Below are 20,865 nucleotides of genomic sequence, written 5' to 3' on the forward strand. Positions count from 1 at the left end.
ATTTGCTATTTTTGCTGTTCACCCGCTAAGCAACATGAGCAGAACCTTACAGCGCGAAGGCATCTGGAACACCACCATATCGTATGCCGGCATCCTGATCGGCTACGTCAACACGGTGCTGCTCTTCCCTAACTTCCTGGACGAGACAGAGGTGGGCCTCACGCGCCTGCTGCTCTCTATCTCGGTGATGTATGCGCAGTTCTCGGCCCTGGGCTTTGTGAACATGAGCGTGCGCTATTTCCCCTACTTCCGGGACAAAGACAAGCAGCACAACGGGTTCCTGTTCCTGCTGCTGTCGGTGCCGCTGCTCGGGTTTGCACTTTCTACGGCGCTTTTTCTGCTCTTTAAGCCTACTGTGGTAGATTATTACATCGAGAACTCGCCGCTCATCATCGACTACTATTACTACCTGATTCCGCTGTCGCTGTTTACGCTGCTGTTCAATATGTTCACGGCGTACCTGCGCTCGCTCTATAAAACCATTGTTTCCTCTTTTGTGCAGGATTTTCTGCTGCGCATCCTTACCACCCTGCTCATCAGCGTGTATGCTTTAGGGGTGATGGAGTTCCATACATTTGTGCTGCTGTACATTATCATGAACTCGGTGGGGGCGCTGGTGCTGGCGGGCTATACTTTCTGGCTGAAGCAGTTACACCTGAGGCCCTCCCTGGCTGTGCTGCGCATTATCCCGATCCGGGAGCTTTTCTACTATGGCTTCTTTACCCTGCTAGGCAATATTTCCACCACCATCATCACCACCGTAGACCAGGTGATGATCTCTTCCTACAGCCTCTCCGACAACGGCATTTACACCACCGCCTTCTTTATGACGAGCGCCATACTAGTGCCAGGGCGGTCTATTCTGAAGATTGCGCACCCGCAGGTGGCCGAATACTGGAAAGAGCGGGACATGCAGGGGATGGGAAATTTGTACCAGCACGTGACCATGATCAACCTGATCGTGGGGCTGCTGCTCTTTATCGGCATCTGGGCCAACATCGATAACCTGTATGACTTTATGCCCGAAAGTTACCGCGCCGGTAAGTATGTGGTGCTGTTTCTGGCCCTGGCACGTTTGGTAGACCTTGCCACCAGCCTGAACGGCGCTATTCTGGCCACCTCCGAAAAGTATAAATGGGACCTGGGTTTTAACGTGGTGCTGGCCGGCCTCACCATCTGGACGAACTGGTATTTTATTCCGCGCTATGGCATTGAGGGGGCCGCCCTGGCATCTATGATCTCACTTGTAAGTATGAATTTGGCGCGCCTGCTCTTCGTCAAGCTCATTTACCACATCCAGCCTTTTACCTGGCATGCGCTGGGCATAACAGCCATCGCCGCCGCCACACTGGGAGCTTCTTACCTCCTGCCCTTCCTCGGCAACGTCTTCCTCGACATTATCGGGCGCTCCCTCCTTATCACTTCTATTTATATGGCGCTGGCCCTAAACCTGAACATCTACCCCGATATGAACGCTTGGCTACGCAAAGTAATCTTTGGCATCACCGGCTGGAAAATTTAATTTTTAATTGTTTGGTAGTTGATTGTCTAATAATCCTTTTTACTTTTCTACCTCTCTACCTTTTTACTTTTTTACCTCCCCTTCCTGCTTAACATAAGTTAGCACATGCTGACAAATATAAACCAGTTGCTCTTCTTTTAGCTCTGAGTGCATGGGCAGCGCCAGCAGGCTTTGGCTCAGCATTTCCGCTACCGGTAAATCACCTATCTGGTAAAGGCCGGAAGTATACTTTTCCTGCAGGTGCAGCGGCTCGGTATAGTAGATCGCACTAGGTATATAGTTGTCATACAGGTACTGCTTTAGCCCGTTGCGCATAGCCGGGGGTACTTTTATAGCATACTGCTGATAGGTATGGGAGCTATAGCCGGTGGTGTGCGGGGCCTGCACCAGCTCGGTTTCAGCAAAGGTGTTGTTGTAAAACCGGGCAATTTCCTGCCGCGGCGCATGATACGCATCTGCATGGCTGACTTTTACGCGCAGCATGGCGGCCTCAAGCGCATCCAATTGATGGACTCGGCCCGCAAATTGCCGCAACCGATCGGCCGCCTCCTGCTGGTTTGCCAAAGCCGCTGCCCCCTCTCCCGAGTCCAGCAAAGGCTTGCCAGGGAAAAAGGAAGTATACGCGGTGTGCCCCAGGCTGCCCGCCCGCTGCTCTTTGCCATCATCCCACACATAGATCGCCCCCAGCGCCTGCGAAGCGTCCTCAATAACAGATAGATTATACTTGGCGGCCAAAGCTGTCAGCTCCTTCATCTGCGCACACTGCCCGAACAGGTGCACCGGCAAGATCGCAGCGGTTTTAGCTGAAACCATACGTTCTGCCGACGCTGGGCAAAGGGTAAATGTATCCTTGTTCACATCAGCGAAAACAGGCTGTAGTCCCGCTTTCAAAATACCGTCTGCCACCTCCCCTGAAGCAAAAGCGGGCAAGATAACCTCTGCGCCGGGCGGCAGTTGCAGCGCCTGAAACGCCAACTGCAAGGCGTCAGGACCTGTGGCGCAGGGGGCGGCTTGGGCTACCTGCAAATAATTCTCTACCTCGCTGGCCAACTCCCGCACCGTTTTGCCGTCACGGTTGCCCATTTGTTCCATCACAGCCAGAAAGGCTGCGTCCAGCTCTGCTTTCAACTTGGCGTATTGGGCTTTGGTGGCCGTCATTTTGATGTCTTCCATAGATTCTGGGGTGGCTGATGAAACAGACAAATATACGCACAGCTACGCGTTTTACCAGACAAGTATAAACAGGCTGCCGCGCCGCACCGTAACCCCTTCTGAGGGTGTAGCGTTTAGTAAAACCCTAACCATCAGAAACTAAAGATGCAGACTTATAAAAGCCTTTATTTCATAGGAGCGATTGTCCTGCCCTTGCTCCTGCTTTCCTGCAACGGGCAGAGCAATGAAACAGAACAGGCCCTGACAGAATACCGCGACTATATATCCGAATTTGAGCAGGACAGCCTGAGCGAGACAGAACTTCGAGCCTTGCAGCAGTCTGAGAACGATTCTACAGCCTGGGCCACAGAAAAGAAAAACTTGCAGGAAGTGTATGACAGGAGACGCGACAGACTCGAGAAAAGCATGGATAACCTGAGCCCCGAGCAGCGGGACGAGGCAGACCAGCTGGAGCAGCGCTACAACAATGCGCTGGAGAAAAGAGAGCAAACCTATAAAGACGCCAGCCACCGCTATAAACTGCGCCATCAGCTGTTGGGGATGGAAATACAGGAAGATGACATGAGCGATGTGACGGTTGAAAACATTGGGGAAACCTATCAGCGGTTTGTGTCTGAGTTGGGCAAAGACGCCGAGAAGTATGAAGAACGCGATTGGAACCTTGTAGAGGGTTGGTGGAACGCCCTAAACAGCCGTTACCGCGCCGTGGAGGGCGAGCTGCAAACTGCCACGAAGAAAACGGTGCAAGAGGCGCAGCAAAAGTATAGGGAAATACACGCTAAGACTGGCGTACCGCAGCCTGAGGACGAAGCATAAGCTGCGTTAATAGCCGTTCACCAGGTTAAATTCCTCTACCTTAGAGTCCAGCACACGGGCATTTTCACACTTTAGCACCCGCCCCGGATAGCGCTGGATGATCTCGTAGTTGTGGGTAGCCATCAGTACTGCCGTGCCGTGTTTGTTAATCTCCCGGAAGAGCTGCATGATGCCATCGGCCACCATAGGATCCAGGTTGCCAGTGGGTTCGTCGGCAAAAAGTATAACCGGCTCGTTTAGCAGGGCCCGGGCTACCACCACGCGCTGCTGCTCACCCCCGGAGAGTTGGTGGGGCATTTTATTTGCAGACGCATCCAGGCCTACCCGCATCAGCACTTCTGAGATGCGCTGCTTGCGTTTCGACTTATCGCTCCAGCCAGTGGCGCGCAGCACAAAGGCCAGGTTCTCGGCCACAGTACGATCAGAGAGCAGCTGAAAATCCTGAAAAATGATGCCCACTTTGCGGCGCAGGTAGGGCACCTGCTTGCGCCGCAGCCTGCTCAGCTGAAACTCAGCCACTGCGGCAGAGCCTGTTTGCAGGGGCAAGTCGGCGTACAGCGTTTTGAGCAGAGAGCTTTTACCGCTTCCTGTGCGGCCCACCAGGTATACAAACTCCCCTTTCTCCACGTCAAAATTTACGTTACTGAGAATGGTGTTCACATCCTGATAAATCGTAACATCGCGCAGCGACACCACTGGTGAAGAGGAAAAGCTCATAGGTACTCTTTAAATTTCTAATTTCTGAAGTTTGCCGAACTCTAGCGAGTCGATCAGCGCGGCAAGCGCCTCTTCTTTGCCTTCCAGCCCATAGCGGTCCAGGTTCTTCAGCGGGCGGTCAGCTCTAAAATAGGCAATCAGCACAAAGTTCTCATCCCGAAGCTGGATGTAATCCGGAATTTTGGCTTTGCCTTTTACTTTGATGATGTACATCGGGTAGAATTATGAATTAAAAATTAGAAATTAAAAATGGCAGTGTTAAACCCCATTTCTAATTTCTAATTCATAATATCTAATTATAAACTACTTGTTTCCCTTGGCGTGGTCGGACAGGAACTTCTCCAGGCCGATGTCTGTCAGCGGGTGCTTCAGCAGGCCGGTGATCACGTTCAGCGGGCAGGTAACCACATCGGCCCCTACCTCGGCGCACTGCACCAGGTGCATCACGTGGCGCACAGAGGCAGCCAGTACCTGCGTTTGATAACCATAGTTGCCGTAGATCTGCACGATCTGGTCGATCAGCTGCATACCGTCCGTAGAAACATCGTCCAAACGGCCAACGAAAGGAGAAACATACGTGGCACCGGCCTTGGCAGCCAGGATAGCCTGCCCGGCGGAGAACACCAGCGTGCAGTTCGTTTTGATGCCCTTCTCGCTGAAGTAACGGATGGCTTTCACGCCATCACGGATCATCGGCACCTTCACCACAATGTTCGGGTGCAGTTCTGCCAGGAATTCTCCCTCGCGCACAATGCCTTCGAAGTCTGTGGCTATCACCTCTGCACTAATATCGCCGTCCACAATGTCGCAGATCTTCTTGTAATGGGCAATCACGTTGTCGTGGCCGAAGATCCCCTCTTTCGCCATCAGCGACGGGTTGGTAGTTACGCCATCCAGAACGCCCAGGTCATGCGCTTCCTGTATTTCCTGCAGGTTGGCCGTATCGATAAAGAATTTCATAGGTACAGATGCTTATAGTTATGCATACAAAGCTAAAGCATTAATCCAGAATCCGGAAAGAAATGTAAGAAAATTGCGGCCTGAGACAGCCTTGGGGTAGGTATAAACCTTGGGGTAGGTATAAAAAAGTAGCAAGCCGAACATCGCGCCGCTTCAACCGCCTACCCTTGCTACCTTCCGGTCCTGGGGGAGTTCAGCGGGAGCTGGCCGTGCCGGCTTGCCGATACAAAAGTACGGCAAAAGTTGATCATTGCAAACCGGGGCGGCAAAAATCTACGCTAAAGCCCCGATCTCACTGAATAGCACGCCGTTAATTTTTCATAATGGTTATGCCATACTTCTAAACCATCAAATCCACCGAGATCGTAAGATGCCAACCCTGCCCCTCCTACCACTGCTTGCGGTAAGTGCGCACCGGGTACAGGCGCAGCTCCTCCAGGTGCAGTGCGTAGGGAGCGCCGTGCCAGTGAATCACGGGCACCATCTCGGCGGGCTGCGGTTTGCCTTGCGGGGGGGCATACACCATGGCGTTGCCTACATACGTTATGTCGCTCAGGCCGATGCTGGCTGCCACATAGCTTTCAAATGCTGCCTTCTCTTCGGGCGGCGACGTAAAGCCGATCTCGCAGGTCGTCAGCCCGTCCGACACGTCCTCGCGCAGGTATACTATTTTGGCATAGGTGTTAATGGCTATTTCAGGCATGCTAAGGCGAGGCACCTCTGTCTTGGTTTCAGCAATGTCGGAATAGGCGCGCTGGCTCGTGGCGCGGTTCGTGTTCTGCACAGCCTTAACCTCTTTGCGCTCGCTCCTGAAGGGCCCGAAAACCACGGTTCGGCCCCGAACCCCTGGCTTTGAAATCGGCTTCTCCTGCTGCTGTGGCAGCTCCTGTGGCTCCTGCTGGGCCTCCAGTATGGCGGTAAAAGTGCTCAGGAAATGGTCGGTGTGCTGCACATGAAAAAGCTCCAGCTCATGCCCGCGGCCACGACCGGCCAGGTAAGTATGTATGCGCCTGGTCCTTTCAAGGGCAGCCTTAAAATGCGCAGCATAGGGCGTGCCATCATACTTGGCGCACAGCTCCTGCAGCGCCTTCAGCCGCTGCTCCGACTCCCGCAGGTAAGGTGTCTTTTCTTCATCAGCCCCTGCCGTACTGTCTACAACTTTTCTATTGCCGGTTTGGCCGTTCAGGCCGAACATGGTGCGCAGGAACTCTCTCATTGATCCAGTATCTTTCTAAGGTGCCGTGTTTCTATCTCTACCTGCACGGCGACTGCGGCTTTCAGCTCCTCCAGGTGCGCCTCCAGCCGCTGCACGTATAACACCAGCAGTTCATGCTGGTCCTGCGTTAGTTTTGGGGGGCTTTTGCGATGGTTCTCCGGTTTGCCTGCCATTACTCTGCCTCAATCTTTTTCGACTTGCCAAAAGTGCCGATGATCTTGGTGTTCAGCTCTTCCTGCACCGCCGCCAGCTCTTTCACGGCCTCGGCGCGTTTGCGGCTCCCTTCTTCCGATATTTTCACCACGGCGTCCAGCGTTTCTACCATGTCGCGGTTCACCTTTTTCAGCGTGTCTACATCCACAATGCCCCGCTCGTTTTCTTTGGCAGCGTTCACGACGTTGTTCTTCAGCAGTTGCGAGTTTTTCAGCAGCATTTCGTTCGTGGTATCGGTTACCTTTTTCTGGATCTCCAGGGCCTTGCGCTGTTTCTCCAGCCCCAGGGCAATGGCCACCTGCTGGCGCCACACCGGAATCACCGTCACAATAGAATTCTGTATCTTCTGGGCCAGCACCTCGTTGGTAGTCTGGATCATGCGTATCTGCGGCATCGACTGCGTAGCGATGGTATGCGACAGCGTGAGGTCGTGCACCTTTTTCTCCAGCCTGTCCTTAAACGCCACCATGTCGCTCAGGCGCTGCACCACGAGCTCGTCCTGGTTGCTGGCCTCCACCTCCTCCTGCAGTTTTGGGATGAGCACGTTATCGATCTCCTCTATTTTCAGCTTTCCGGCGGCAATTACCGTGCGCACCTCATGTATATAATCTACTGCCTGCTTAAACATAACCTCCAGGCTAGTAGAGTCTTTCAGGATACTTTGGCGGGTTTTCTCCAGCTTGATCACCACGTCATCCACGTTCTCCGAGATGTTGTTGTACTGGATGGCCAGGCGCTTGGAACGGTCCTGCAGCTTTTTACCAAAGGGCAGCCGCGACAGGAATCCCCGCTTCTCCTCTTCGTCAATCTTGATCATGTTGATCTGGGTGAGCAGCTCATTAATGGCAGTTCCGGCATCGCCTGAGTCCTTTGCCTTTACCTTGGCCAGCAGCTCGTTGGAGTAATGCCCGAGCTTGCGCTGCGTGTCTACGCCAAAGTTGGTGAGGGTATCAGGCTTTTCAGGATCAATGGTTTTTGAGAGGTCCTGCGCTCTTTGCTGTACCAGCTCTTTGTCTTCGGTTAGGGATAGGTTGGTGTTCTCCATTGGTTAAGCTCCTAATTGGTGTTTCTGAAGGTTGTCTAATGTGCTAAGGTTTTCACGGGCTTTCGTATGACGGTCCGTGGTTTCATACCATGAAATATCGGATAAAGGCAGATAATCTCCTAATAATTCGCGCACTTCCCGCAATAAAGCCTCCCCTTTTCGAGTCCGGAACTCCGGGTTCTTGTATTGGGCGCTTATGTACTCCACCTTCACCTGCCCGCCCTGGGTCACGGCCAGCTCCTTTACTTCCACCACCAGCTCCGACTGTTGGTTATGGTCTGTAACCACAGTGCGGTATACGCCTTTGTTGCCTTCTTCCAGCACGGCCATACTTGCCCTGCGGGCCTCCTGCAAAGCTTTTTGCAAGCGCCGGTTTGGCTTTAGGTAGTGCCCATACAGATACCCCAGCACTGCCCCTATAACGAAGATCCAGAAAATCAACATATACGATTGGACTGTTTTCCTGACAAAAAAGAATTTATACTTTCCTATACGCGGATTGTGGCTGGGTAGATGAAGTGCTTTTGCCCTGCTTCGGCTCTCCTTTTTTCAGTGCCTCTCTCGGGACGACATCCTGGCATTAGCGCCCGCTTTTATATTTATAATTTAGCCGCTGCTAATTGCTACTATTGCTGTTTCGGACAACATGGGCCATATATTATACTTGTAAAGCCGCTGTTTTCTGTAACTGGAAACCAACTATCTTTTATAGCTGCTGCTGATCCGCAGTCTTACAAACCTACCTTTGCATCTCATACTTTGGCTCCCTCAAGGCCGGGAGGCCTCCCCGAAATGCTTCGGGGTAAACTCTTTCCCGCATCGCGCTGTCTACATTTCCTTTGCTCCTGACGTCGCAATGCCTTCGGCACCGGAAATCTAGAAGGCGCTCTTGTCGAGGGCCCCTACCCCCACCCAAAGGCTGGGATCAAGTTCGATAGCCACGGCTCTCCGAACAGTTCCCCTTTGAAGGGGGCAGGGGGATTACACCTGCGGAAAATTCCCCTCTTGGGAGGGGCCAGGGTTGGGTTTATACTTGTAGGGACAGGTCGCGACCTGTCCGCGCTATACCAGCTGCTATGAAACTTATACTTGAGTAACAGCAGTTACAGACTCTCCACCTTAGCCAAGTCGCAGATCCCTGACTTGTTTCGGGAGAGGGGCAGGGGTGGTTGGGCCCGGTATTGTTTATATACGCGGACAAGGATGTCCGCAGCAGGGAGAGCTCCGGAATAAGAAGTCCGGAGCAGCGGAAGTGGTTGGTACTGGTATTGCGGAAAATCCAGTCTATCCTCACAACCCGTAAATCCTGATTCAGCCATAAAAAACCAGCCCTGCCCAAAGGACAAGGCTGGCTGCTGCTGGTTGTTTGTGTGTTTATACTTTATACTTAGTTATCCGAAGGCAAGCGCAGGCCCAGCGTTAGCATGAACACCGAGTGGCGGGCGTTGGTCAGGTCTCCCTCAAAGTTGAGATCCTCTTTCACAAAATCGGAGAAGGCGCCGTTGTAGCGAACACCCAGGCTGATGCCGTTGCTGGCGTTAAAGCCAAATCCGGCAGCATAGCCCAACTCGAACTCCGACAGACCATCCTTGCTCTTGGCATCCTTATCACTGGCGATACGGGTGCCGTCGCCGTCGTACAGCTCGGTTTTGTTGTTCACGCTCAACAGGTAGCCTAGCTGCGGCCCGGCCTCAAAGTATAACGGTCCGGCATTTATGTGCCCCAGAACGGGAAGGTCCAGGTAGTTATAGTCCACGCTGCCTTCGCGTCTTCTTTTCTGCAGCAGCAGGTTAGTATACTCCTCGCTGTTGCTCTTAAAGCCTTTTCTGGAATAAAGCAGCTCCGGCTGGATAGAAAAGAACTCCTCCACTACCGGGAAGTTCAAGGTAACACCTCCATGAAAAGCTACTTTGTTCTCAAACTGGTCCTCGTTCTGCAGATCGCCCGACAGGTTCGCCAGGTTAGCACCTCCTCTTACACCAAATGTTGCCTGCGCCTGCGCAGCTGTAAATGTGCCTAAGGCCAGGGCAACGGCAAAGAAAAACTTCATCATCATAAATGGTAAGTATGTTAGTTTGGATTATTAACGGCGAATATACGTGCCATCTTATATAGAGGTTTTAAAATTGCACTGCTTCAGATAACAACCAGGCTTAATTTGGCCCTACAACCTGATTTCATGGTTATATTTTGCATTGCTTTTTTTACCAGAATCACAGCAGTTGGCATCATTAGCTAAAAGCACCTGCCAACAAATATGGTATGTTATCCTGATAAGGCTATTGGCGGTCTTCTTGGGTTTAGAGGGGAAGTTTACAAAGCAAGCACCCGCTTTGCCGGTTCAGACACTCGCGGGTCTGAAAGACACCGCGAGGTCTTTTGCCCTGCTCTTTGTCTGAATCTTATTCAAAGAACCTCAACCCCAAAACAGGAGAGGGAAACCGTAGAAATTTTGCTGCGTCGGACTTCCACGTCCGGGGCTCACGCAGCTGAGTCTTTGCAACACCGAGTTCCTTCATCACTGCCCCCCTGCTCACCATTAAAAGATAATAAGGTTACTTTACTGGCACATTATAACAAGTGATAAGCATGTATAAATCTCCCGCTTATAAAGCAACCCTAGTATAGCAGGACGCCACTATTGCTTACAGCTCAACCCAAGTATAAATTTTTTAATCCTCAATAACTACAAGCTTGCCTATAGTTAACCTTTATAAGTAAGAGCACTTTTATGATAGTCCAGCCTTTCCTAATCCCCTTTCCCCTGCTTTTACTGTCACTTACTCCCAATTCCGCTGTAGCAACTAAATACAAGCTTTCAGAAACAAACTTTTTATAGTTATTATACAATTAAATACGTATTAATTACTAGATATTAACTGCCTCACCCACATACCGATCTAACAAACCTGCCGCGTCTACCATTTTGGCAGACTTTCCCATTGATGTGCAAGTATTTTCCTTTCTCTGTAAAGTAAAGCTATGAAAAAACTTATACTCTGTGCGCTTGTGTTTTTATGCGGCACCTGTAGCATAGCCACTTATGCGCAACAACCCACTGTAGAATGGGCACAGCGCTATAATTCCATCGACACCGTTAGCACAAACGATAAAGCTGTAGCGATTGCTACAGATGCACAGGGCAATGTCTATATTACCGGTAACAGTCAAGGTGTGAGCCCTGTCAACATGATCACACTAAAATACTCCCCGAGTGGGCAGCTGCTATGGAAATATGCTTATGATGCAGACGATATAGTGCAGGCCAATGATATAGCCATAGACAACCAGGGAGGAGTTTATTTGCTGGGAACGTACAGCGCCATGAACAGCGATTTTATCACCATCCGATTAGATGCCCAGACAGGGCAGCAAAGTTGGGTGCAGCAATTTAATGGGCCATCCAACAGAAACGACCAACCGGCGGCTATCACAACAGATAACAGCGGAGGTGTTTACGTAACAGGTACCAGTGAAAGCAATCAAACCGAATTCAATATCGTCACTATCCGCTACGAAGCCCTTACAGGAAACAAAACGTGGGACATGGAATACAGCGGGCCTGGTTTTGGCAGTTCAGGTGCGGACTTAGCCACAGACAACAATGGGAGTGTCTATGTGATTGGCACCTCCATTAATCCGGATGCTTTTTCCAGAGACATGGTCACGATTCGGTATGAGGCTGCCACGGGTGCTGAACTATGGGCGATCCGGTATAGCAACAAGGAGTTGGAGAACGGGGATCTTGCCTACGGCAGGAGCATTGCGATAGACAGCAATGGCATGGTTTACGTGGCTGGCTCCAGTTACGGCACCGATGCAGGCGTAAACTACGTGGCGATAAGCTATGATGCGGCCGGCACGCAGCGCTGGTTAAGCCGTTACAATTACCAACCAGGAGTATACAGCACTGACGAGGCGGCAATTATTGCAGTAGATAACCAAGGTGGTGTGTTCGTGACCGGATCAAGCGGATCTGCGATGGCAACTGTGGGTTTCAATGCGCAAACCGGTGCGCAGGTGTGGGACAGCCGCTACGAGAACTTCAGATTCATTCCTGTATATCCAAAGGGATTGGCTGCAGACAACACCGGCGGAGTATATGTTACAGGTGTCAGTATGGATGACTTCGTTACCATTAGGTACAATGCCCTTGACGGCAGACAGGAATGGGAAAAGGTTTTTGACAGCTCACAACAACCGAACAGTGATGAACCTGCTGGCTTGGCACTTGATAACCAGGGAAGACTTTACGTAACCGGCAACTCAGTTGAACTCGGAGTCGACGAAAAGTCGGATATTGTGACCATTGCCTATGAGTCAGGTACAGGAGATTCGTTGTGGACGCAAACCTACGATGGGTCGGGTAGTTTCCCCACAACCGACAGGCCGGTGGCAGTTGCCGTCGACGCGGACGGAAACAGCTATGTGACCGGCACCAGCGAGAGCGAAAATAGAAGCACGTTGACTACTGTAAAATACTCGCCTGCGGGAGACTCGTTATGGGCAGTTCATTACGGCGAGACAGGCTTCAAAATAGCCGTGGCCAATGCCATCGACAACCAGGGCAATCTATATGTGACTGGCACCAGTAACGACAAGAGCATTAATGGCGATATAGACATTATAACTATCCGATACGACGCTGCCACAGGCCAAGTGATTTGGGCTAGCCTATATGATGTGGTGGTAGATGAGTATACTGAGGAAAGAGCAGCCGGGCTGGCAGTTGACAAGAATGGGAATATCTATGTGGCGGGTACCAGCAGAAACTATCTCAGCAATACAATGGAGGACATTGTCGTCATTCGCTACGATACGGCTACCGGAGATACTCTTTGGGTAAGCCGCTACGACGCCGGTCTGGCAGGCGCCAACGAGGATAGGGCGGTCGCCATCACCACTGATCCGGGTGGAGCGGTTTATGTGGCTGGAAACACCTCGAACTATGACAACGAAAGCAGTTCTGACTTTATCACCATCCGCTTTGAAGCGGAGAATGGCACGAAGAAATGGGAAAAACGGTTTGACTCGGGCGAGGGCTCCAGGCATGATGTTGTAGCGGCTATAGCAGCTGATGCGCAAGGCGGGCTTTACGTTACAGGGGCTGGTGACGAAGGTTATACAACTATCCGATACCAGACAGCCACAGGCCAGGAGGTTTGGAGAAGCAAACCTATTGATACAGCCGTTAACTTTAATACACCCACAGCCATGGCAGTAGATGGACGGGGTGGTGTATACGTTACAGGGCTTGCGTATAACAGCAGCACGTTTACCGACTTTGGCACGGTGCGGTACGATGCAGCCACCGGTGACCTAGATTGGGCTAAAACCTACAATTACACAGGCGGCAACGGCGACTGGGCCACAGCTCTTACGGTTGACTCAGTTGGAGGCGTCTATGTAACAGGATACAGCCAAACAGACCAGATGGGTTCTATCTATAGCACCGTGAAATACAATGGCGATAATGGCGATCAGGTATGGGCTGAACAGACAGCAGGTCCCTCCGATTTCCCAACTGTTATAGCCACCGACCCACAGGGAAATATTGTAGTGACGGGCTATAGCATGAACACAAGTATAGACTTCCTCACCATCAAATACAACCAGCCAAGTGTATGCCTTGAACTGCCTGAGGTTCCGATTGCGGGACCTGGCGTTGCCCGGGCTGGAACCAATGGTGTGAGCTATACCCTGGGCGGTAGCGGAGCGACCAACTTTTTATGGCAGATAACAGATAATGAAGGCAGAGACTACACTTCATTCAGCGGGCAAGGTACCGATACGATCCGGGTTAATTGGGCAAGTAAACCAGCAGTTTATAAGATCACTGCAACTTATGGAACCACCCCTGACTGTCCCACTCATACGGCAGTCCTCTATGTACATGTATCCGATCCTGCGGCCGGATATGTTACCGGTGGCGGCTGGAGCGATGCACCGGCCAACCCCGCCTACGAGCTTATGCAAAGCGACAGCAGAGCCTATTGGGGTTTTGTAGCCAGATACAGTAATGGAGGCAAGCTGCAAGGGCAGGTCAACTTGGTGCTAGAAAATAGCCTTATTAACTTCCGTAGCACCTCCCTCGAAGAGGGCTCTCTGGTCGTAACAGGCAATCAGGCCTTCTTCAGGGGTTATGGCAGACTTACCCGCCTTAGCGCCACGGGCAATATAGAAAGCGACCCGCGCCGCTTTGGCTTTCTAATTGCTGCTACAGACGTGCAATACGACAGCAAACAGAAAGACAAGCTTGTTAACTGGAACAGCAACGAGAAGGACCAGCTACGCATCCTGATCTGGGAGATTGACGAGGACGGAACACGCGGAGCCGTGGTATTTGATAACCAAGCTGCCTGCGCAGCTAACCTCGATGAGAATTCACCAGCCTGCCAGACAATTTCCGGTGGGAACATCACCATCCATGGGGCACAGTTTAAAAGTAAACAAGATAATTCTTTGCTGGCGGCAGAGTTAGAGCAACAGCTTATTGCCTATCCGACAGCTTTCCAGGAGCATACTACCGTCGCCTTCACGCTAAAGCAGCAGTCAGGCTATACCTTAGATCTGTATGACCTAAAGGGGGCGCTGATTAAACGCATTGCGGCAGGCGACGCAGAAAGCGGCAGGCTATATGAGCACAGCGTGCAGGCCGCAGGGCTCGCCAAGGGCTTCTACTTCGTTCGGCTGATGACCGATCAGGGTGTGCAAACGGTTAAAATCCTGGTGCAACGATGACCAGCAGTTTATGAAAAACAGCCGACTTCTGATGCTCGCCATCGCCATCTGGGCTCTGCTGGCACGCCTGCCGGCAGAAGCGCAGTTGCGCAACAACTACTACTTCGCTCCTGACAGCAAAGTACAGGTTAATAAGCTGAACTGCATCGCGATAGTGCCTGCATGGGTTTCGTTGGACCCTATGCGTTATGAGGGGAATCTCCGCGAACTGAATAAAAGAGAAAAGGATACGTCCGCCTTTATGCAAAACCTCCTGTTTTCGGCTCTGATTCGAACTGATACGCTTAGCCCCAAAAAGCTGCAGGACATGTATACCACCAATGAGAAGCTGGCGAGGGCAAACATAAACATTCCGAAGGTGGCACTGGAACTAACTCCAACTGAAATATGCAAAATAGTGGAGGCGGATGCGGCTCTACTCACCTTCGTCTCATACGATAATAGTTTTGTGATAACCGACACTGCGGTTGCCCGCATTGTGCAATCCGTGCAGTGGAACAAGCCTTTCACTCAAAAAGACATTATCGTATTACTCTATCATAAATCGGGACACCCAATTTGGGCAGCTAGCTTTCGGAGTAGAGCTACAAAGACCTCAATTCGCGAAGAAAACCAAGTCATCATAGGCGATTTTTTATCGATTTACGGCTATACCGGTAAAAAGGCAAACCCATGAACAGGTTGCAAAGAAATACAGGCATTCTGAAATTAGGTGCCTTGGCCCTTCTGGTGGGCTCATGCTCTGCTCCAAAGGAAAGGTTTTACAGCCGTTACTTTATTAAAAACCCTTTGTATGCCGATACTGAACAAATCCAGCAGGCTAATGCTAATTTTAAAACCATAGCGGTGCTGCCTGCCACTTTCATCGTAAACACCCGTTACCCATCCGACGAAAAAGTTGGTCTACAAACAGATTTAGTAAAAGGACACCCGGAAAAATGGATGCATCTTTACTATAACCTTTTCAGCAAACATGCCGATGAGCTCTATGTGACCGTGCAACCACCAGACACCACATTGGCTCTCCTGAGCAGGGCTGGAGTTGCGCGCGACAGCCTGAACTACATCAGCCGCCAAAGACTGTTGAACATGCTCACAGTTGATGCCCTCCTGGTGCAGGATTTTGAGATAAATATTTATACCACCAAAGGCCAGGATGTTGCCTCCACTGCCGGCGCCCTGCTCCTATTCATCGCAGGTTCTGCAGGGGGCGGAGCAGGAGATGGTGACACCACGCCTTCACACAAATACTGTGTGCAGTTCATAAAAGTGTATGGCAAGGGCATTGAAACCCCTATCTGGAGCCTCTATGGCCCCACCGTCTACGACGTAAAGTACGCCCCTGGACTACCGGAAAAGACATCCTTGGACTATTACCGCCATATGAAATTCCCATTTCTGAAAGAGTATAGGTTGAGGAAGGTGCGTCCGAAAAAATCAAGATAGAGTAAGTGTTATTATGTTCCTCTGGCTCCCACTCCCAGCGTGTGGCAATAGTACCTGGTCCACCCTCAATGGCTTCAAATAAAGAAAACAAAAGGCTTGTGTTTCAGATAGCTCTTGCCCTTGCTGTGACTTTTGACCAGCAAGTAGTCTGGCGAAGGCATTTATGGCAAATAAGCGAAATTCGTAGCTACAGTTCCCTATACTTCTCCGCAACCCAGCGCTCTGCTTCGGAGATGGTTTCGCAGAGGATGGTAGGCACTTTTATGTTCTTTTTCTGCCACAGGGCCTGGGAGGAGTATTTGGAGAAAAGGTCCGGGGAGAGGATGCTGATGTTATACCGAAGGCCCGCCTCAAAGCTCTGCGGAAAAAGCTCGTTGTTGATCCAGTCCACCAGTCCGGCCCAGGCGCCCTCTATCTCTTTAGTATCGTGCACATGGAATTTGCAGTGCTTCCGCCTGCCCTCCTGCTGCTGCCACCGGAGCATGCGCAGCGAAGCGGCCTTCACCTCCTCTTCGGTGCAGTGGCCATACCACTTCATCAGCAGGTAATTCTTCTGCGGCTCATAGCTCAGCACAGCGTATACTTTGCCGGCTGCGTTCTTGATTCTGTCCACTACGATCACGGCACGAGGTTTGGTAGCCCCACCTAAATAAAGCAGGAGTATACCTGTTGTCAGGTATACTCCTGTAAAGTATGCAATAAGTTTAAGAAAATCAGACAGGTACGAAATAAATTAACATAGTTTTATTTTGCCTCTTATTGCAACTTTTGCCTGCGCCACTAGCGGTACAGTTGTTTGTTCTCCAGGTATAGGTCCAGCACCCGCATCGTCAGGAAGGGCCGCAGTTCCAGCTGGTTGGTCAGTACGATGGCCGTGATCTTGCGTTCGGGCAGGCGCACGATGTCAGCCAGGGCGGGACCTCCGCTGTGGCCGGTGGCCTTCTCTCCGTTATGCTTGTCCACAATCCAGCCTACCCCAAAAGGGGCATTCTTTCCGTCGCGCAGCTTGGCCGCGGTCCACATCTGCGCCGCTACCTCCGGCTTTAGCAGGGTGTTCTTGTCCAGCGCGACGGCCCATTTGGCCAGGTCGTCTATGGAGGAAAATAACCCGCCGGCAGGGTAGGTCCAGGAAGGGAACACCATCGAAAAGACCCGCTGCTGCGGCGGCTTCTCCCCCACCCACTTGTACACGGTGGCCGCGTACGGGATGGTGTCGTAGGTGCGGTAAATGAAGTCCTGCTCCATGTTATTGTACACGGTGTGGCGCATGCCCAGCTTCCGGAGCAGGCGCTCGTCCAGGAACTGCTGGTACGGCATGCCTGCCACTTTATCTATCAGCTTCATCACCACGGCATAGTCGCCGCCTGCATACACGGTTTTGGTGCCGGGGGCAAAGTCCAGCGGACGGGCCATGGCCGTATCCAGGGCAGCATCCGCCGACTTAAAGTTGTGCTGCAGGGCCAGCAAATCCACGATGCCGGACTGGTGCGCCACCAGGTCCATTACCCGCATATCATCCCATGCCTTGGGCAGTTGGGGCAGGTAGGTTCTCACCTTCTGCTGCAGGTCCAGCTTGCCCTCCTGCACCAGCGTCATGAGGGCGGTTGCCGCGAGCAGCTTGGTAGCGGAGGCCAGTTGGAAGGCCGTGCCCGTGGTGTTGGGTATGTTGTACTCCAGGTTGGCCGTGCCGTAGGCCTTGCTCAGCACCACTTCCCCGTTTTCGATGATGGCCACCGACACGGCCGGAATGTGAAACTTCTGCATCTGGTTCAGCAGAAAGGTATCGACCGGAGACTCCTGGGCCCTGGCTGCCACGCTGCCCATGGCAAACAGGAGCAAAGCTATATACTTCAGCATCATGACAATATATTTAGAGGAAAGTGCAGCTCCAGGACGGTGTAAGTTGTAACATTCCCGGAGCTACAAGGATTTATACAACAACAGATTGAAATAGTTACCTGCCCGTCGCGTTTATGGTTTTACGCCACTACATCCGGTAGATGAAACCGGATCTCATACCTGGGTGCGAGCCCGAACGCTTTCTCAGGGTTGATCTTGCTGAAGTCTGGCGGCACGGTCAGGTCCGGGCGGTCTGCCTCGTTTGTGATGGGCTCGCCTATCTCGCGGAAATAATTGACCAGGTTGCCCGGTGTGACGATGGTCAGGAGTTTGCCGGCTGAGTCGCCAACGTTTTTGAAGGTATGCAGCGCGTTGGAAGGCACGTGCACCACGCTTCCGGCCGTGGCGCGGAAAGGGTTGGCCAGGTCGTTCAGCACAAATTCAAAATCGCCGGACAGCACGTAAAACACCTCTTCGGCGGGGTGCGTGTGCGGGGGCGGCCCGCCCAGCGGCGGTACATTATCCTCAAACACGGCGTACTGCCCGCCGGTCTGCTCCTGTGTCAACACCAGCTTTACCAGGTTGGTGAAGATCCGCAGCTCTTCGTGCTGCTGCGGTTCAACTTGCTTTTTCATAGTAGTAGATATTTATATGCACTACAAAGAAAAGGCATGCTGCACCGTTTTCACTTGATTCAAATCAAGAAGTAATCAGCGCTTTACACGGCTGCGGTAGCGGCTCAGGGTTTCGGGGGTAATGCCCAGGTAGCTGGCGATGTACTGCAGCGGCACCCGCTTAAACAGCTTCGGGTGCTCTTCTATCAGGTTGCGGAAGCGCACTTCGGGCGGGTCTTTCAGTAGGGAGGCCTCCCGCCGTTCCGCGCGCACGAACTGGTCCTGGGCAATGATGCGTCCCAGCTTCTGCCACGAGGGGTAGTGCTCGTAGAGGTGCATCACGTCCTCGTAGCTCAGCTCCAGCAGCTGCGTCTCCTCCATGGCCGCCACGTTCAGGGCAGAGGGCATCTGGGAGAAAAAGCTGGCGAAAGAACCGGCCACGGCATTTTCGAAAAGAAAGTCCTTGCAGATCTCTTTGCCGTCCACCTCATAATACACCCGCACGCTGCCCTGTTCAATAAAGGCAATCTTGCGGCACACCTCCCCCTCCCGTAGAAAGAGCTCGTTTTTATGCAGCGTACGCGGCCGCAACACACGCTCCAGCGCAGCCCTCTCCTCCGGCTCCGGACGGATGATCTGGTCGATATTGTAAAGTATGCGGGACAAAGAATGGGGTTTAGATGATGCGGAAGTTAGGGGTATTTGGGCAGGGGTGCAAGGTGGGGGAATGGTTAAAATTAATATTTAAGTTTCTGTATATTATCAGTTTTTAGTATCTTGTTTTGCTTTACTTAGTAAACCATCTCCCGGGACAGTCAATAGCTATATGCTTCTGTCAATTGTAGGAATCCTGCTGGTTGTTTGAGATAACAACAATGTTGAAGAATAAAACTACACCGCAAATTAATAAGTGTGAACGAATTTATAGCCTTTGACACACCCTGACCTCCTCTCACAGTTCCAGAACATCAACACCTGGAAGAGCAAAGGCACACGCGCACCGCACAAGCCTCTGCTTATACTTTTGACTTTAGGCGAGATTCAGCGAGGAAACACCGGTTTTATACCTTACACAAGTATAGAGCCGAAGCTAAAAGACCTGCTGATCGACTTTGGACCTTACAGAAAGAGTTACTACCCCAACTTTCCCTTTACCAAGCTGGCAAACGATGGGCTGTGGCAGTTAAATGAACCTGATCTGATCAACACAAAGCAGGATTATACTTCAAAGTTTCTGCGCGAACACCAGTTGGCGGGTAAATTCCCGGAGCATGTAACACAACCGCTAAGACAGGATCCGGAGCTAATCAAAAGTATAGCTGAAGTTATACTGGAGCAGAACTTCCCGGATACGCTGCACCAGGACATACTGGATGCTGTTGGTCTGGATCTGGCGCTCACGCCATCTACAGCTAACCGCCTTATCAAGCCAATTCGCAAACGCGACCCGCTTTTCCGGGAAAGTATACTGAAGGCTTACGAGTACCAATGTGCTGTGTGTGGTTTTAGCGTACGGCTGCGGCACCAGCTGCTGGCTCTGGAGGCAGCACACATTATGTGGCACCAGGCTGGCGGACCGGATGTTGAGGTGAATGGTTTAGCCCTCTGTGCAACGCACCACAAGCTGTTTGATATGGGAGCCTTTACCGTGACAGAAGAGCTTAGAATGCTGGTATCTAACGAGGTAAACGGCATTGGTGCGCAGGATTGGCTTATCAGGCACGATGGGAAGTCCATTAAGCCACCACAAAAGAAAGCTTTCTACCCCAACCCCGAGTTCACTGCCTGGCACGTAAACGAAGTATTCAAAGGCGGCTTTAGAAGTTAACCTCACCTCTGCCGCGAACTTGCGGCTCGTGCTTCGCAAGGGCAAATACCCGGCACCCGCAGCTAAGGCTGGTAAAAGGACACAGAACAGAATGCTTTCTTAGCAGGGGATGGAAGAGTTCTGAGTTTGATCACCCTGCGTCGTCTTAACTGATAACCATGCAAAGGCTTGCTCTTTGGTACTGAAATTCTGAATCTTGTATACTGGCCCCTGGCTTTCCAGCACTTCGCCCTGTACCAGCACAGCGTTTACCTCAAGCTCTGGAAGGTTACTTACCACCCGTGCCACTCGCTGCAGCGAAGTTGATTTTAGTTGCATTGACACTTCGTAAATTAAGGCATGGTATAAGGTATCCTCTACTTCAACTACTGCCTTGCTCGAATCCAGAAGGATGTTCCGGATGTGGTAATTCATCACATAGTCTAGCATAATACTGAAACAAAGCTTTGCCTCACTCAGTCCGGCCGTACGCATATCCGGCAAATCCACAAACAACACATCCGTAGTTGGATCATAATCAAGTTTAAAGTATGAATTCCGGAAGAGTTGCATAAAGATAGATTTAGAAGGCAGGAAGCAAGAGGGTAGTGCTAAAGGTAGAAAAAACTTTCAACTTAAATGTTTAAAAGTGCTCTACTGACAGTATGCACACCATATTAAGCCGAGCTTACTAACTTCACGATAAGGCAAGCCTGCACTAGCAGGGTATATAAAAAGCCTCTCCAGCGCTGAAGA

The 20,865-nt window shown here is 51.5% G+C and carries 21 protein-coding genes and 1 other RNA gene; 7 read left to right on the forward strand and 15 right to left on the reverse strand.

Going from position 1 to position 20,865, the window contains the following annotated elements:
* Positions 1–34 precede the first annotated feature (34 nt).
* The gene (locus tag FJM65_RS14145) at positions 35–1,522 is read left to right on the forward strand and encodes a lipopolysaccharide biosynthesis protein (RefSeq protein WP_140622197.1); all 1,488 of its coding nucleotides are present in this window, start codon (positions 35–37) and stop codon (positions 1,520–1,522) included.
* 63 nt (positions 1,523–1,585) lie between these two features.
* On the opposite strand, the gene FJM65_RS14150 is transcribed toward FJM65_RS14145, so the two are convergent.
* On the reverse strand, positions 1,586–2,695 hold the full coding sequence (locus FJM65_RS14150) for a DegT/DnrJ/EryC1/StrS family aminotransferase (protein ID WP_140622198.1): 1,110 nt from the start codon (positions 2,693–2,695) through the stop codon (positions 1,586–1,588).
* Between FJM65_RS14150 and FJM65_RS21295 the strand changes: the two genes are divergently transcribed.
* Together FJM65_RS21295 and FJM65_RS14155 are read left to right on the forward strand one after the other, a co-directional pair.
* Positions 2,685–2,837, forward strand: a complete 153-nt coding sequence (locus tag FJM65_RS21295; RefSeq protein ID WP_181163724.1) for a hypothetical protein — start codon at positions 2,685–2,687, stop codon at positions 2,835–2,837. The genes FJM65_RS14150 and FJM65_RS21295 overlap by 11 nt on opposite strands.
* Before the next feature lie 2 nt (positions 2,838–2,839).
* Positions 2,840–3,511: a hypothetical protein gene (locus FJM65_RS14155; RefSeq protein WP_140622199.1), complete on the forward strand. Its 672-nt coding sequence runs from the start codon at positions 2,840–2,842 to the stop codon at positions 3,509–3,511.
* 6 nt (positions 3,512–3,517) lie between these two features.
* Here FJM65_RS14155 and FJM65_RS14160 read toward each other — a convergent pair whose 3' ends face one another.
* From FJM65_RS14160 to FJM65_RS14195, 9 genes are all read right to left on the reverse strand, one after another.
* Positions 3,518–4,228 (reverse strand): cell division ATP-binding protein FtsE, encoded by a 711-nt coding sequence (locus FJM65_RS14160; RefSeq protein WP_140622200.1) that lies wholly within the window; start codon positions 4,226–4,228, stop codon positions 3,518–3,520.
* A 9-nt stretch (positions 4,229–4,237) separates the two neighbouring features.
* Complete coding sequence (locus FJM65_RS14165) at positions 4,238–4,441, reverse strand: fructose-6-phosphate aldolase (protein WP_140622201.1); 204 nt, start codon at positions 4,439–4,441, stop codon at positions 4,238–4,240.
* 90 nt (positions 4,442–4,531) lie between these two features.
* Positions 4,532–5,188: a fructose-6-phosphate aldolase gene (fsa, locus tag FJM65_RS14170; RefSeq protein ID WP_140622202.1), complete on the reverse strand. Its 657-nt coding sequence runs from the start codon at positions 5,186–5,188 to the stop codon at positions 4,532–4,534.
* Positions 5,189–5,315: 127 nt separating this feature from the next.
* Positions 5,316–5,410, reverse strand: an RNA gene (ffs, locus tag FJM65_RS14175) — signal recognition particle sRNA small type.
* Between the two features lie 166 nt (positions 5,411–5,576).
* Positions 5,577–6,404, reverse strand: a complete 828-nt coding sequence (locus FJM65_RS14180; RefSeq protein WP_140622203.1) for a hypothetical protein — start codon at positions 6,402–6,404, stop codon at positions 5,577–5,579.
* Entirely contained in the window at positions 6,401–6,577 is a 177-nt protein-coding gene (locus FJM65_RS21300; RefSeq protein WP_181163725.1) for a hypothetical protein, read from the reverse strand. Before FJM65_RS21300 ends, FJM65_RS14180 begins: the two co-directional genes overlap by 4 nt.
* On the reverse strand, positions 6,577–7,662 hold the full coding sequence (locus tag FJM65_RS14185) for a toxic anion resistance protein (RefSeq protein WP_140622204.1): 1,086 nt from the start codon (positions 7,660–7,662) through the stop codon (positions 6,577–6,579). The genes FJM65_RS21300 and FJM65_RS14185 overlap by 1 nt, the downstream gene beginning before the upstream one ends.
* 3 nt (positions 7,663–7,665) lie before the next feature.
* Positions 7,666–8,028 (reverse strand): hypothetical protein, encoded by a 363-nt coding sequence (locus FJM65_RS14190; protein WP_239022964.1) that lies wholly within the window; start codon positions 8,026–8,028, stop codon positions 7,666–7,668.
* Between the two features lie 1,021 nt (positions 8,029–9,049).
* Complete coding sequence (locus FJM65_RS14195) at positions 9,050–9,718, reverse strand: porin family protein (protein ID WP_239022965.1); 669 nt, start codon at positions 9,716–9,718, stop codon at positions 9,050–9,052.
* A gap of 926 nt (positions 9,719–10,644) precedes the next feature.
* Between FJM65_RS14195 and FJM65_RS14200 the strand changes: the two genes are divergently transcribed.
* From FJM65_RS14200 to FJM65_RS14210, 3 genes are read left to right on the forward strand one after another with little or no spacing between them, the layout of a single operon-like run.
* Positions 10,645–14,403, forward strand: coding sequence for an SBBP repeat-containing protein (locus tag FJM65_RS14200; RefSeq protein ID WP_140622206.1), 3,759 nt, complete (start codon positions 10,645–10,647; stop codon positions 14,401–14,403).
* Positions 14,404–14,413: 10 nt separating this feature from the next.
* Positions 14,414–15,079 (forward strand): hypothetical protein, encoded by a 666-nt coding sequence (locus tag FJM65_RS14205; RefSeq protein ID WP_140622207.1) that lies wholly within the window; start codon positions 14,414–14,416, stop codon positions 15,077–15,079.
* Complete coding sequence (locus FJM65_RS14210) at positions 15,076–15,849, forward strand: hypothetical protein (protein ID WP_140622208.1); 774 nt, start codon at positions 15,076–15,078, stop codon at positions 15,847–15,849. The genes FJM65_RS14205 and FJM65_RS14210 overlap by 4 nt, the downstream gene beginning before the upstream one ends.
* 187 nt (positions 15,850–16,036) lie before the next feature.
* Here FJM65_RS14210 and FJM65_RS14215 read toward each other — a convergent pair whose 3' ends face one another.
* The 4 genes from FJM65_RS14215 to FJM65_RS14230 form a co-directional block, all read right to left on the reverse strand.
* On the reverse strand, positions 16,037–16,471 hold the full coding sequence (locus FJM65_RS14215; protein WP_140622209.1) for a hypothetical protein: 435 nt from the start codon (positions 16,469–16,471) through the stop codon (positions 16,037–16,039).
* A 158-nt stretch (positions 16,472–16,629) separates the two neighbouring features.
* On the reverse strand, positions 16,630–17,709 hold the full coding sequence (locus FJM65_RS14220; RefSeq protein ID WP_140622210.1) for a serine hydrolase domain-containing protein: 1,080 nt from the start codon (positions 17,707–17,709) through the stop codon (positions 16,630–16,632).
* Positions 17,710–17,828: 119 nt separating this feature from the next.
* Entirely contained in the window at positions 17,829–18,323 is a 495-nt protein-coding gene (locus FJM65_RS14225; RefSeq protein WP_140622211.1) for a cupin domain-containing protein, read from the reverse strand.
* 75 nt (positions 18,324–18,398) lie between these two features.
* Entirely contained in the window at positions 18,399–18,968 is a 570-nt protein-coding gene (locus FJM65_RS14230) for a Crp/Fnr family transcriptional regulator (RefSeq protein WP_181163726.1), read from the reverse strand.
* Between the two features lie 265 nt (positions 18,969–19,233).
* Here FJM65_RS14230 and FJM65_RS14235 point away from each other — a divergent pair, with 265 nt between their 5' ends.
* Complete coding sequence (locus FJM65_RS14235; RefSeq protein WP_140622213.1) at positions 19,234–20,130, forward strand: phosphorothioated DNA-binding restriction endonuclease; 897 nt, start codon at positions 19,234–19,236, stop codon at positions 20,128–20,130.
* Between the two features lie 99 nt (positions 20,131–20,229).
* On the opposite strand, the gene FJM65_RS14240 is transcribed toward FJM65_RS14235, so the two are convergent.
* Entirely contained in the window at positions 20,230–20,682 is a 453-nt protein-coding gene (locus FJM65_RS14240) for a hypothetical protein (RefSeq protein ID WP_140622214.1), read from the reverse strand.
* Between the last annotated feature and the right edge of the window lie 183 nt (positions 20,683–20,865).

It is taken from the genome of Pontibacter mangrovi, assembly GCF_006385705.1.
Classification (GTDB): Bacteria; Bacteroidota; Bacteroidia; order Cytophagales; family Hymenobacteraceae; genus Pontibacter; species Pontibacter mangrovi.